The sequence below is a fragment of the Bartonella sp. HY761 genome, assembly GCF_026743145.1.
GTDB lineage: Bacteria > Pseudomonadota > Alphaproteobacteria > Rhizobiales > Rhizobiaceae > HY038.
Window position 1 is genome coordinate 1,279,138 of sequence record NZ_CP104887.1, and the last position, 11,673, is coordinate 1,290,810.

Consider the following 11,673-nt stretch of genomic DNA (forward strand, 5'->3'; position numbering starts at 1 on the left):
AACCATGAAAACTTCAAAGTTCTTTTTAGCGCTTTTAGCTGCTGGGGCAAGCTTGGGATTTACACAATATAATGCGTCTGCAGCAGATGCGGTAACTTTAGAAGCAGAGCCAGTTGAGTATGTGCGAGTTTGTGATACTTATGGTCAGGGTTATTTCTATATCCCCGGTACTGAAACCTGCATGAGCATTGGTGGTATGGTATTTGGTACTGTCTATGGTGGCGCAGATGTATATACTCGTACTTTGAATGACCGTGATCCTAAAAAGTGGCGTTATTCAACTCGTGCAGAACTTGATTTTTCTACAGCTACTGATACTGAGTTAGGTACTTTGCGCACCTTTATCCGTTTGCGTGGTGAGTGGGCCGATGGCGAGCAGGTTGAAGCTGGTAGTTTACGCTTTGGCTACATTGATCTTGGTGGTTTGCGTGTAGGTCTTGATGAATCTGCAATTAATACTTTCTTTGGTTATTATGGCGATTTCATCAATGATGATGTGGTGCTTGGCGGCGGATATAGAACTAATCTTATCAGCTATACCTATGCAGCTGATAATGGTTTCTCAGCTTTAATTTCTCTTGAACAGGGAAATACTGAGGATAATGACTATAATGGTCAAATTACTGATTATACACCTCATGTTGTTCTTGCAGCTAAATATGAGCAGGCTTGGGGCTCATTAACTGGTGCCGCTGCTTATGATTCTGTTAATGAAACTTGGATTGGTAAGGCCAAAATTAGCGTCAATATTACTGATAAATTTAACATTTGGGGTATGGCCGCTTATAAGGATTTAAAAGATACTTATTTTGGTGATATTGATGATGAAAATTCAATCATCACCGATCGTAATATTCGCGGTGTTCGCGCCGTTGATAGCTTCTATGCTACTTGGGGCGGTAAATGGGTTGGCTGGGTAGGTGCATCCTACGGGTTTACTGAAAAAGCAACAGGAAATCTTCAGCTTGCTTATGAGGGAGCTGGTAATTTTTACGGTGCTGCTAACGTTAATTATGAACTCGTATCAGGTTTAACGCTTATTCCTGAAGTTAATTATCGCAAATGGAATGATAGCAAGTCAGAGTTGAAGGGTAAGGATGCGTTTGGCGGTGCCTTACGTTTACAGCGTGATTTTTAATCCGTTTATTCTTTAAATGTATTAAAGGCTCAGCTTTGCTGGGCCTTTTTTTTGATCATTTAATCTGTCTACTCAAAGCTAGCTGAATGTTATATTTTAAACATTATAAAACCTTAAAAATGTTAGTTTTTGATTTTATAAAGGCCATATTTGTTTGAGTTTATATTGTATTCTATTTGAGTGCTTCAAGGTGTCGAGTTTTATGAAAAAAATAATCGTATTTCTATCCATTCTTCTCATAGTCCCGTTAATTGCGTCATTGGTAATAGTCATAATAGGTTTGCGTGATCACAAGGGAAAGGCTGATATAGGCGTAGTCCTTGGTACTGCAATTTTTGCTGATGGCACCTTGTCTTCTTATCTAAAAGGTCGCCTTGATGAGACTGTAAAGCTGTATCAACAAGAATATTTTCCGTTAATTGTTGTCAGCGGTGGTGAAAATGAGTTTGGATTGTCTGAGACAAAAATTATGAAAGACTATCTTATTGAACAAGGTATTCCAACCAATGCCATTATCGAAGACGCTGAAGGTATTAATACTGCAGCCACAGCAAAAAATATGGTGGAGATAATGCAAAAGAGTTCAGCCCAAAGTGCATTTATTATTACCCAATTTTTTCATGTTCCTCGTACTCGTTTGGCTTTTGCCTGCAATGGTATTTCCCCCGTTTATTATGCGCCAAGTCCGCAATGGAATATGAGGGATCTCTATTCTGTTTTGCGTGAAGTGCCTGCGAATGTCACTTATTGGTGGAATTGTTCAAAACATTCCAACAAAGGTTAACTCGGTTCTATTGTCCTGCTAGGTCGCAAGCATTACTTGTTTTTTATCATTTCTATATCTAATAGATCGGATATTTCTAAGGCCACTGTGTAATTATGCCACATCGGAAAATCTTGTGTCTTATTCTAAATATGGTAAAAGGACAAAACTTTATAAGTTTTCCAAATTACATTCTAAATTGTGCCGCAATTGGTTGAAAATTCATGCGGTCATGATCTTAGATAATAATGGTTAGCTTGATGATGAAATATGCAGCTTAAATGCTGGTAATGCGAGAAATAGAGTCTTATGAAAACCATTTTTTCTTGTAATCATAAACAGATCGGTACCAATTATCTGGTTTTTGCCATTATTGCTGGTATTATCGGTGTTTTGCTCTCCGTTGTTATGCGATTGGAGCTCAATGAGCCAGGGATTCAGTATTTTCATGGTCTAGCTAGCTTATTATATGGTTATGAGGGAATCTCAGCTGTTGAGAAAGGGCGTGAAATGTTTACGCTTTTTTCATCTGCTCATGCCCTTATCATGATTTTTTTCATGGTTGTGCCAGCTTTATTTGGTGGTTTTGCTAATTGGCTGCTGCCAATGATGATTGGTTGCGAAAATATGCTATTTCCGCGCTTGAACCGCTTTGCGTTCTTATTATTATTTCCTGCAATGGCTTTGTTGGTTGGTAGCTTATTGTGGGTTTCTTCTGCGCAGACTGCATGTCTATTAATGATAGCAATGATTCATCTTGCTGCGCTTTCCGCAATATTGACTGCTGCTAATTTTATCGCAACTATATTGGTGGCGCGCGCCCCTGGTATGGGGTTTAAATATTTACCAATTTTTGTCTGGTCAGTTTTGGTTTCATCTTTTTTAATGATTATTTGCATGCCGACTATGACTGCTGCATTAAGTTCTTTACTTTATCATTTTGGTTTTGATAATTTTAGCATGCATGCGGTTGATGGTAAAAATCTACAGGTTATGTTGTGGTTCTATTCGCATCCTGAAATTTTTGTACTGATTTTACCTGCGTTCGGCATTATTAGTGAAGTTGTTGCTACTTTCGCAAATCGCCCACTTGTTGGACGTTCTTATGTTGTCTCGGCCATGGTCTTTATCGGTGCGGCGGGTTTCTTAATTTGGGCGCAAAATCTTTTTTCTGCAGCCAATCTTGGCGACATGAAGGGGTATTTTTTTGTAGCTTTACCAATTATAGCTATTCCTGCGTTTGTAATAATCGGTTCTTGGCTTGCAACAATTGCAAGTGGGCACATTCAATATAAAACGCCTATGCTTTGGGCTTTGGGTTTTATTTTAATGTTTGTTATTGGTAGTTTTTCAGCTATTCACTTGGCACTAAACAGCCCTGTGAGTAACGGCAATCCAGCATTCGTCAGCCATTTCCATTATATTTTGTCACTTGGTGCAGTCTTTGCAATTTTCGCAGCATGGTATTTTTGGTTTCCCAAAATTTCGGGTTATGAGTTGCGCGAACTTACCGGTAAACTACATTTTTCAATTATGTTTATTGCGGTTAATATGATTTTTCTTCCGCAACATTTTCAAGGTTTTGAATATGTTAATGGTAGCGTTGCATTTTGGATTGAAAATAATATTGGTTGGAATAAGATTATAACGTTAGGTGCAATGATAGGCGCTATTTCACTTGTTGTTTTTTTATATGGCATTTGTGAAGCGTTTTGGCGTAAAAAAGCCGTAGCAAGCAATCCTTGGGGTGAGGGGGCAACGACACTAGAATGGTCCTTGCCTTCGCCTGCTCCAATTGTTCAATGGCAAGCTATCCCTGTTTTTGATAGAAAATAAGCTGCAAGTTTTTAAGGGTGGCCTTTAATTTACGTGAAGGTCATCCCATTATGTATTTAACTATATAATTTATAGTTTTTGATAAATAAGCTACAATTAATCGTTAAATTGCCTGCAAAAGATATTTAATGGTTTTTACTGTCTAAATTACTATAAAATATTTTGTAATTCTGATTTATGATTAATGTGATGCAAATTGTCGATAATTATGAGATGATATGGTATCAATTTTCAATCTACTGCTGCAAAGTTTAACTAATTTGAGCAAATGCTCGATGGGTACGTTAATGTCAATACCTAATCAAATCAATCAAACACCTGAAATGGCTTATGTTTCCATGGCGGAAAGCCGCGATTATATCACGTTGTTAAAACTTCGCGTTATGTCCTTGGTAGTTTTTACTGCCTTTGTAGGCCTTGTGGTTGCACCTGGAACAATTAACCCTATTTTGGGGTTTCTTGCTATTTTATGCATTGCTGTCGGTGGTGGTGCGTCAGGTGCATTAAATATGTGGTACGATTCTGATATTGATGCTGTGATGAAACGTACTCAATCTAGACCTATTCCATCGGGTAAAATAAGCCGCAACCAAGTATTAATATTTGGTTTGGTTTTGGCTGCTTTTTCTGTTGGCGTGATGGGTGTTTTTATTAATTGGTTTTCAGCGCTATTTTTGGCCTTTACAATTTTTTTCTATGCGGTCATTTATACAATTTGGCTAAAGCGTTCAACTCCGCAAAATATCGTTATAGGTGGAGCATCTGGTGCTTTTCCCCCAATGATTGGTTGGGCTGCGGTTACAGGTACAATTAGTCTTGATAGCATTGTTTTATTTTTAATTATTTTTATGTGGACACCACCGCATTTTTGGGCTCTTTCCTTGTTTAGCACAACTGATTATGAAGCTGCGCATATTCCGATGATGCCAAATGTTAAGGGCGAGCGTTCGACAAAAAACCAAATTTTGGTATATGCAATTTTAATGGCATTAATCGGCGTTTTGCCTTATGTTTTAGGCTTTGCGGGAATTGTATTTGGCAGTATTTCTACTGTTTTGGGTGTTATTTTTATTATTCGTGCCATCCAGTTATGGAAGACGAGTACACGAGATGAAACTATCCCTGCTGCAAAACGACTATTTTTCTTTTCACTATTTTATTTAACCGGTGTTTTTGCTGTTCTTTTGCTTGAAAATCTTGCCATTAAAGCACTTGCAATTTGGGGATATAACTAATGGTTAAGTCATCTGATAAACAAGCTTACTTAACCCTTACAAAAGAACAAAAAGCTGCAAGAAAAAGCCGTGCTTTAGGTATCATGGTGGGGGTTTTGCTATTAGCTTTATTAATTTACATTGCGACTTATGCAAAATTTGGTGGGTAAATTTAGGCTTTCTTTTTTAAGTGTTGTTTAAACGCTTGGTCAAAAAATATTTTCGCTATAATTTTCTGGCTAGATTATATAAGAGTTAGCCGCTATATATGATATTGATATTTTAAAAGCGATGGATCTGCTAGTTTCAAATATTACTTTGATTGCCGATGTGTTTTAAGGTTCTGAATAACCTATGCATTTTATTTCTTTGACAGAGGAACAGAATTTTATGGCCACCAAATCCCCCCTAACTATACGCCTGTGCGGACCGCGTGGATTTTGTGCAGGCGTTGATAGAGCTATTCAGATTGTGGTTGCAGCCTTAAAAAAATATGGCGCGCCTGTGTTTGTACGTCATGAAATCGTTCATAATGGTTACGTAGTTGAAGGTTTAATTGCTCGCGGTGCGGTGTTTATTGAAGAGCTAGATGAAATTCCAGCAGATCTTCGTGATCGGCCTGTCGTTTTCTCGGCGCATGGAGTACCAAAGTCAGTACCGGCAGATGCAACGGCTAAAAATCTTTTTTACCTTGATGCTACCTGTCCCTTGGTATCAAAAGTGCATAAGCAGGCGATTAGACATCGCAAGCACGGACGACATGTAATTTTGATTGGACATGCTGGGCATCCAGAAGTAATTGGCACCATGGGCCAATTAGATGAAGGGGCGGTAAGCCTTATTGAAACTATTGAGGATGCGCAAACTTACCAGCCGCTTGATCCTGAAAATCTTGGCTTTGTTACGCAAACGACCTTATCGGTTGAAGATACAGCTGGCATTATTGAGGTGCTCTACCAACGTTTTCCACAAATGCAGGCAGCGGCAGCTGAATCTATTTGCTATGCAACAACCAATCGACAGGACGCAGTTAAAGCAGCTGCACCAGGTAGCGATTTGTTCTTGATTGTTGGAGCTCCCAACTCATCAAATTCACGTCGCCTTGTCGAGGTTGCAGAAAGAGCAGGGGCTAAAAAATCTATTTTGGTACAACGTGCTTCTGAAATTGATTGGTTGAATTTGGGTTCTTTAGGGGTGGTTAGTTTATCTGCGGGAGCTTCTGCACCTGAAATCATTGTTTCAGAAATTATAGAAGCTTTTCGTGAACGCTATGAGATGAGTATTGAGCTTGCTGAAACAACGCAAGAGCTTGAAAATTTCTTAGTAAATCGCGAATTGCGTGATGTTATTCTAACCAATGATGATATGGCTTTTGTGAATGGCGTAGAAAGTGATTCCGCGCTTAATGAATTAGCCTAACAAGAAAGGTAATCGGCAATGGCTGTTTATACCGATATTAGTGAAGAGCAGCTTGCAGGCTTTTTAAACGAATATGACGTTGGAACGCTTCTTTCATATAAGGGCATTGCTGAAGGCGTTGAAAATTCTAATTTCTTGTTACGCACAAAAGTTGGTAACTTTATTCTTACTATTTATGAAAAGCGCGTAGATGAGCGTGATTTGCCGTTTTTTCTTGGGCTAACACAACATCTTGCTCAAAAAGGCATTCTTTGCCCGCAACCTATCCTTCGTAAAGATGGCGAGATGGTAAGTCGATTAGCTGGAAAACCAGCCGCGCTTATTAGTTTTCTTGAGGGGATGTGGGTTAGGAAGCCTACAGCTTTTCATTGTGGTAAAGTGGGAGCTGCTCTTGCTAGTTTACATGTTGCGGGCTCTGATTTTCCCATTAAACGAAAAAATAGCCTTTCAATCGATGGTTGGCGTCAATTGTGGAGTGATGTGCGTTATCGCGCAAATGATATGGCTCCAGATCTTGAAAAAGAAATAGATAATGAATTAGTTTTTCTTGAAAAAAATTGGCCTAGTGATTTGCCATCTGGCGTGATTCACGCTGATTTATTTAATGATAATGTGTTTTTCCTTGATGGTGATTTATCCGGCATAATTGATTTTTATTTTGCTTGTAATGATGCCTTTGCCTATGATTTGGCGATTTGCTTAAATGCATGGTGCTTTGAAGCGGATTTATCGTATAATTTGACCAAGGGGAGTGCCCTTCTATCTCATTATGCTACGCAGCGTCAGCTTTCTGATCGTGAGCGAGATTTATTGCCTATTTTAGCACGCGGTGCCGCATTGCGCTTCTTTTTAACTCGCGCCTATGATTGGTTCTTTATTGATGATAGCGGGTTTGTAGTTAAAAAAAATCCAATCGAATATTTGCGTAAACTACGCTTTTTTAGACAGATAGCGCGTAGTAGCGAGCTTGGTCTACCCAACTGTTGATAGCTGACAATAGTAGATGATGAAACAGATAGTAATTTATACTGATGGTGCATGTTCAGGTAATCCCGGCCCTGGTGGTTGGGGTGCGCTTTTGCAATATAATGGTCATGAGCGCGAATTATTTGGCGGTGAAAAAGATACCACTAATAATCGTATGGAAATTATGGCAGCTGTTGAAGCGTTAAATGCGCTGAAAGAACCATGTAAAGTCGATCTGTATACTGATTCAGTTTATGTACGTGATGGCATTTCAAAATGGATTGAAGGTTGGAAGCGTAATGGTTGGCAAACGGCAGCCAAAAAGCCGGTTAAAAATATGGATCTTTGGCAAGCACTTGACGTGGCTCGTAAACGCCATGATGTTGTTTGGCATTGGGTTAAAGGGCATGCTGGACATACAGAAAATGAGCGTGTTGATAGTTTAGCGCGTAAGGGCGTTGCCGAAATTAAAGCTGGATAGTGTTAATGAAATAGGCAATTTGGGTTTTAGAGCAATATTATTAAGGGAGATGTTGCTTTTTAAACTGCCTATCCATTATAGATTATGCTTTTTTAGGGCGCCATTTTATCAATTTGTTTTCTACAATGTCGAGAAGCATATCGATAACAAGAACGAAAACACCAAGAATAATAATTCCAGCAAATACACCTACCGCATCAAAATTGCCTTCAGATTGAGCGATTAAATAGCCTAATCCTGCCGATGATCCTAGGTATTCACCAATGATTGCACCAACAACCGCAAAGCCTACCGAAGTGCGAAGAGATGAAAGAATCCAACTCGCCGCAGCTGGAAAATAGACGTGGCGCAATAACTCTAAACGGTTTGCTCCTAATATTTTTGCATTTGCCAATACAATATTATTTACTTCGCGTACACCTTGCATCGCGTTAAAAAAGGTTATAAAAAACACCAAGGTAACGGCAAGCGCAACTTTTGACCATAGACCCAAGCCGAGCCATAAAACAAAAATAGGTGCTAATACAACGCGGGGTATTGCATTCAATGCTTTAATAAATGGGTCTAAAATGCGTGCGGCATTATTGCTTAATCCAAGCCAAACACCTGCAGCAACACCTAACCCTGTACCGATTAAATAGCCCAAAACTGTTTCGGTTAAAGTGATTGAAACATGTTTATAAAAATCTGTATCAGTTAACCAATTGACTATTTGTTTTAAAACATCTTGAGGGGCAGGGAAAAAGAAAATATCTATAAAGCCTAACGCTATACCTAGCTCCCATCCACCAATGATGACAATGATAATGGTTAACTGAATAAGTCGTTCAGTCATGACGTTCATAACTTTTCTCCACTTCGTTGCGCAAGGATAGCCAAATTTTTCTATATAATTCCATAAAACGCGAATCGAGTTTTACTTCTGAAACATTTCGCGGCCGATCTAAGTCAATGTCGAAACTATTAATGATATTGCTTCTTGGGCCTGCTGATAAAATAACAACTCTATCACCTAGCGCTATAGCTTCCTCTAGGTCATGGGTTATCAAAATCACTGCACGTTGTTTTTCTTGCCAAAGTCTTAAAAGCTCATTCTGCATTAGATGGCGGGTATGAATGTCTAAGGCAGAGAATGGCTCATCCATTAGAATAACTTTGGGATCAGTGATCAAGACTTGTGCCATTTGAACACGTTTGCGTTGCCCTCCTGATAATTGGTGCGGATAACGATGTTCAAATCCTTTAAGGCCTACCTTAGCTAGCCATTGCATAGTCTTGTCATGCCGCTCATTCTTCGGGACTTTACGAAAAAGTAGGCCGAGCTCAGTGTTTTCATAAGCGGTTTTCCAAGGTAAAAGTGCATCTTGCTGGAAAAGGTAACCAATTTCATTCTGTACCCCTTTAACCTCTTTATTATCAATGTGTACCGATCCTTTAGCAGCTTTTAGCAGGCCTGCAATAGCATTTAGGATTGTACTCTTTCCGCAACCAGTTGGCCCAACAATTGCGAGAAATTCACCGTCTTTAACACATAAGTTGACATTTTGAACCGCAACAAAATCTCCAAAGGCCATAGTTACTTCATTTATATCCACCATTGTATTTGTGGGTATTGTTTGCGATAACTCGGTTGCGGAATTCATTTTTTACTCCTTTCTAATGCCTTAATCACGAATTCATCGGTATAGGTTTTAGAAAGATCTATGTTGATTTGTGAGACACGTGGGTTAAATGTTTTTAAAACATCTAATGGTATTTTAATATCTGTTGGATTTATTAAACCGTCGGTCGAAAAAATTGGCCGAGCATTTTCAATAGCTTTAATAAAAGTGTCTCTGTCTCCAGCAACGAAGTCCTTAGGCATTGCATCAACGATTTCACTTGCTGTGTGATCATGCATCCAAGCCAAGGCTTCAACTGTTGCATCCGTTACTTTTTGGATGGTTTGAGGATTTTTTGTGATATAATCCTGTAATGCATAAAGGACCGATGTTGGATAAATTCCCCCATAGATGTCAATTGCGCCTTGATCTTGCCTACCATCAATAACAATGCGCCCAACTCCCTTGGCAATTAAAAAGGTTGCAGCAGGATCGTAATTGACAAGAATATCGATTTTTTCTTGCTCCAATGCAGCAACGGCAGCTGATCCTGAGCCAACACCAATAATTGAAACATCCTTATCGCTGAGCCCATGGCGTTTTAGATAAAAACGAATGAAAAAGTCAGATGATGATCCTGGCGCGGTAATGCCAACTTTTGAACCTTTAATGGTTGAAGGGTCTTGCGGATCAAACTTTGAGTTGTTTCCTGCTGCCATTACTAGCCCAGAATTTCGTGCCAATTGAACAAAGGCCACAACATGCTTATTTTGTGCTTGCATTTGGATCGTATGATCATAAAATCCAACTGCAATATCTGTAGAACCTGCTACCAATGCTTGTAAGGTTTTTGATCCGCCAGAGGCAAAATTTTCAACCGTTACATCTAGACCGTGTTTTTCATATAGGCCCAATCCAACCGCCACAGGGAAGGGTAAGTTATTAAGATTGAAGGATCCTACACTTATCCTTACTTTTTCTGCAGCTGCTATATTTATAAATAGTAACGTAAAAACAGTGATTAATATCTTTTTAAGCATCTTTGTCCTCCAACTATATCATTGCTCAAAATTTGTTATTTTGTATTTTTATCACTTTGCTACTTTAATAAAGCAGCACCTTGAAAAATCCTGCGTGTGGTTCTTAAAAGACTGACTATATTTCTTCCATCTCTATTTCTAATTGTTAAGGAAAGACTTCCTGAGGGATGATCGATGATAATATCAGTAGGTGTGTTTTGCTTTCCAGAAAGCTGGCTTGCCAATGTGTTTTCGATTGTGGTTGCTACTGCAATGCCAACAGCGCCGGTTGTAGCTAGGCTTGGGTGGCATTCGTCTGGCATGAAATAGCGGGCATTAATCGTAGATTTTTTTTTGCTAGTACTCAATAAAACAGGTTTGGGAATTACTTTATTTCGTACATCTCCTAGCCCCATTTTTAGACCTGCTTCTTGTCTGATTGCAGCAATCTGATCTATTAAATGCTTATTCGCGTTTAACTCTTGAGCGGTTTCATGCGCTGTAACGTTTAAGGGGGCTGGATCGATAAGCACAAGTGGTATGGCACTATTAATGCATGTAACAGCGATGCCATTAATTACTTCTATTGTCTTTTCAGTTGGAAATAGGCTTGTAAAATCGCCATTAGCAGAGTTTAGAAAGTTAAGGTAAATACCTGCCCCTGTTCCTGGTACTCCATCTATCGCGCTTGTACCATTATAACAAACAGCATTGCCAACAACCGGTACTTCTGCTTCAATGATTTCACCTGTATTAATATTATGGATCTTTACGAAAGTTATAGGCTCTGTTGGGTAAACTAGCCCTGCTTCAATTGCAAAAGGACCAACAGCAGATAACATATTTCCGCAATTAGGGCTTGTGTCGACAATGCCTTCTAGATTACGTATTTGGGCAAATAAGTAATCGACATCTGCATTAGGCACTGTTGCTGGGCCTACTATAGCAACCTTATTGGTAACTGGGTTTCCACCGCCAATACCATCAATTTGCAACGGATGTCCTGCTCCCATAATTGATAATAAGATATTATCGCGTTGGCTAACTTGTTTTGGAAGGTCTGACGCTAGAAAGAATGGTCCGCGTGATGTACCACCACGCATAATAACACAAGGTATATATTTAAGATCATTCATGAATCGCTCCCACAACATAAATGAAGTCAGCATTGCCCAGAGATAAGCCCCTAAAAATTCGACGGACAGATAAACTCCCAATTAAATTGGGAACTCCTCA

The 11,673-nt window shown here is 39.2% G+C and carries 12 protein-coding genes; 8 read left to right on the forward strand and 4 right to left on the reverse strand.

Features of this window, described 5'->3' with window-relative positions; translation table 11 throughout:
• Positions 1–4: 4 nt before the first annotated feature.
• The 8 genes from N6A79_RS05390 (at position 5) to rnhA (ending at position 7,817) form a co-directional block, all read left to right on the forward strand.
• A complete protein-coding gene (locus N6A79_RS05390) occupies positions 5–1,138 on the forward strand; it encodes a porin (protein ID WP_268547283.1) in 1,134 nt (377 codons plus the stop codon).
• Between the two features lie 202 nt (positions 1,139–1,340).
• On the forward strand, positions 1,341–1,922 hold the full coding sequence (locus N6A79_RS05395; RefSeq protein WP_262080243.1) for a YdcF family protein: 582 nt from the start codon (positions 1,341–1,343) through the stop codon (positions 1,920–1,922).
• A 288-nt stretch (positions 1,923–2,210) separates the two neighbouring features.
• Positions 2,211–3,737, forward strand: a complete 1,527-nt coding sequence (locus tag N6A79_RS05400; protein ID WP_268547284.1) for a cbb3-type cytochrome c oxidase subunit I — start codon at positions 2,211–2,213, stop codon at positions 3,735–3,737.
• Positions 3,738–4,024: 287 nt separating this feature from the next.
• Entirely contained in the window at positions 4,025–4,972 is a 948-nt protein-coding gene (gene cyoE, locus N6A79_RS05405) for a heme o synthase (RefSeq protein WP_442784256.1), read from the forward strand.
• Positions 4,972–5,121 carry a hypothetical protein gene (locus N6A79_RS05410; protein ID WP_268547285.1) on the forward strand — a complete coding sequence of 50 codons (150 nt, stop codon included), beginning with the start codon at positions 4,972–4,974 and terminating at the stop codon, positions 5,119–5,121. The genes cyoE and N6A79_RS05410 overlap by 1 nt, the downstream gene beginning before the upstream one ends.
• A gap of 220 nt (positions 5,122–5,341) precedes the next feature.
• Entirely contained in the window at positions 5,342–6,370 is a 1,029-nt protein-coding gene (gene ispH / locus N6A79_RS05415) for a 4-hydroxy-3-methylbut-2-enyl diphosphate reductase (protein ID WP_182419258.1), read from the forward strand.
• Between the two features lie 18 nt (positions 6,371–6,388).
• Positions 6,389–7,357, forward strand: a complete 969-nt coding sequence (locus N6A79_RS05420) for a homoserine kinase (RefSeq protein ID WP_268547286.1) — start codon at positions 6,389–6,391, stop codon at positions 7,355–7,357.
• A 19-nt stretch (positions 7,358–7,376) separates the two neighbouring features.
• Positions 7,377–7,817, forward strand: a complete 441-nt coding sequence (rnhA, locus tag N6A79_RS05425) for a ribonuclease HI (RefSeq protein WP_262080585.1) — start codon at positions 7,377–7,379, stop codon at positions 7,815–7,817.
• An 82-nt stretch (positions 7,818–7,899) separates the two neighbouring features.
• Here the strand turns inward: rnhA and N6A79_RS05430 are convergent, their stop codons facing one another.
• From N6A79_RS05430 to N6A79_RS05445, 4 genes are read right to left on the reverse strand one after another with little or no spacing between them, the layout of a single operon-like run.
• Positions 7,900–8,661 carry an ABC transporter permease gene (locus N6A79_RS05430; protein ID WP_268547287.1) on the reverse strand — a complete coding sequence of 254 codons (762 nt, stop codon included), beginning with the start codon at positions 8,659–8,661 and terminating at the stop codon, positions 7,900–7,902.
• A complete protein-coding gene (locus N6A79_RS05435) occupies positions 8,645–9,415 on the reverse strand; it encodes an ABC transporter ATP-binding protein (protein ID WP_268547548.1) in 771 nt (256 codons plus the stop codon). The genes N6A79_RS05430 and N6A79_RS05435 overlap by 17 nt, the downstream gene beginning before the upstream one ends.
• Before the next feature lie 41 nt (positions 9,416–9,456).
• Positions 9,457–10,458, reverse strand: coding sequence for an ABC transporter substrate-binding protein (locus N6A79_RS05440; protein ID WP_268547288.1), 1,002 nt, complete (start codon positions 10,456–10,458; stop codon positions 9,457–9,459).
• A gap of 59 nt (positions 10,459–10,517) precedes the next feature.
• The gene (locus tag N6A79_RS05445) at positions 10,518–11,573 is read right to left on the reverse strand and encodes a PrpF domain-containing protein (protein ID WP_268547289.1); all 1,056 of its coding nucleotides are present in this window, start codon (positions 11,571–11,573) and stop codon (positions 10,518–10,520) included.
• Positions 11,574–11,673: the final 100 nt, after the last annotated feature.

Bases quoted from the DNA above. Each gene is read 5' to 3' on its own strand.
- N6A79_RS05390 (WP_268547283.1), top strand. From the start codon at position 5: ATGAAAACTTCAAAGTTCTTTTTAGCGCTTTTAGCTGCTGGGGCAAGC.
- N6A79_RS05395 (WP_262080243.1), top strand. From the start codon at position 1,341: ATGAAAAAAATAATCGTATTTCTATCCATTCTTCTCATAGTCCCGTTA.
- N6A79_RS05400 (WP_268547284.1), top strand. From the start codon at position 2,211: ATGAAAACCATTTTTTCTTGTAATCATAAACAGATCGGTACCAATTAT.
- cyoE (WP_442784256.1), top strand. From the start codon at position 4,025: ATGTCAATACCTAATCAAATCAATCAAACACCTGAAATGGCTTATGTT.
- N6A79_RS05410 (WP_268547285.1), top strand. From the start codon at position 4,972: ATGGTTAAGTCATCTGATAAACAAGCTTACTTAACCCTTACAAAAGAA.
- ispH (WP_182419258.1), top strand. From the start codon at position 5,342: ATGGCCACCAAATCCCCCCTAACTATACGCCTGTGCGGACCGCGTGGA.
- N6A79_RS05420 (WP_268547286.1), top strand. From the start codon at position 6,389: ATGGCTGTTTATACCGATATTAGTGAAGAGCAGCTTGCAGGCTTTTTA.
- rnhA (WP_262080585.1), top strand. From the start codon at position 7,377: ATGAAACAGATAGTAATTTATACTGATGGTGCATGTTCAGGTAATCCC.
- N6A79_RS05430 (WP_268547287.1), bottom strand. From the start codon at position 8,661: ATGAACGTCATGACTGAACGACTTATTCAGTTAACCATTATCATTGTC.
- N6A79_RS05435 (WP_268547548.1), bottom strand. From the start codon at position 9,415: ATGGTGGATATAAATGAAGTAACTATGGCCTTTGGAGATTTTGTTGCG.
- N6A79_RS05440 (WP_268547288.1), bottom strand. From the start codon at position 10,458: ATGCTTAAAAAGATATTAATCACTGTTTTTACGTTACTATTTATAAAT.
- N6A79_RS05445 (WP_268547289.1), bottom strand. From the start codon at position 11,573: ATGAATGATCTTAAATATATACCTTGTGTTATTATGCGTGGTGGTACA.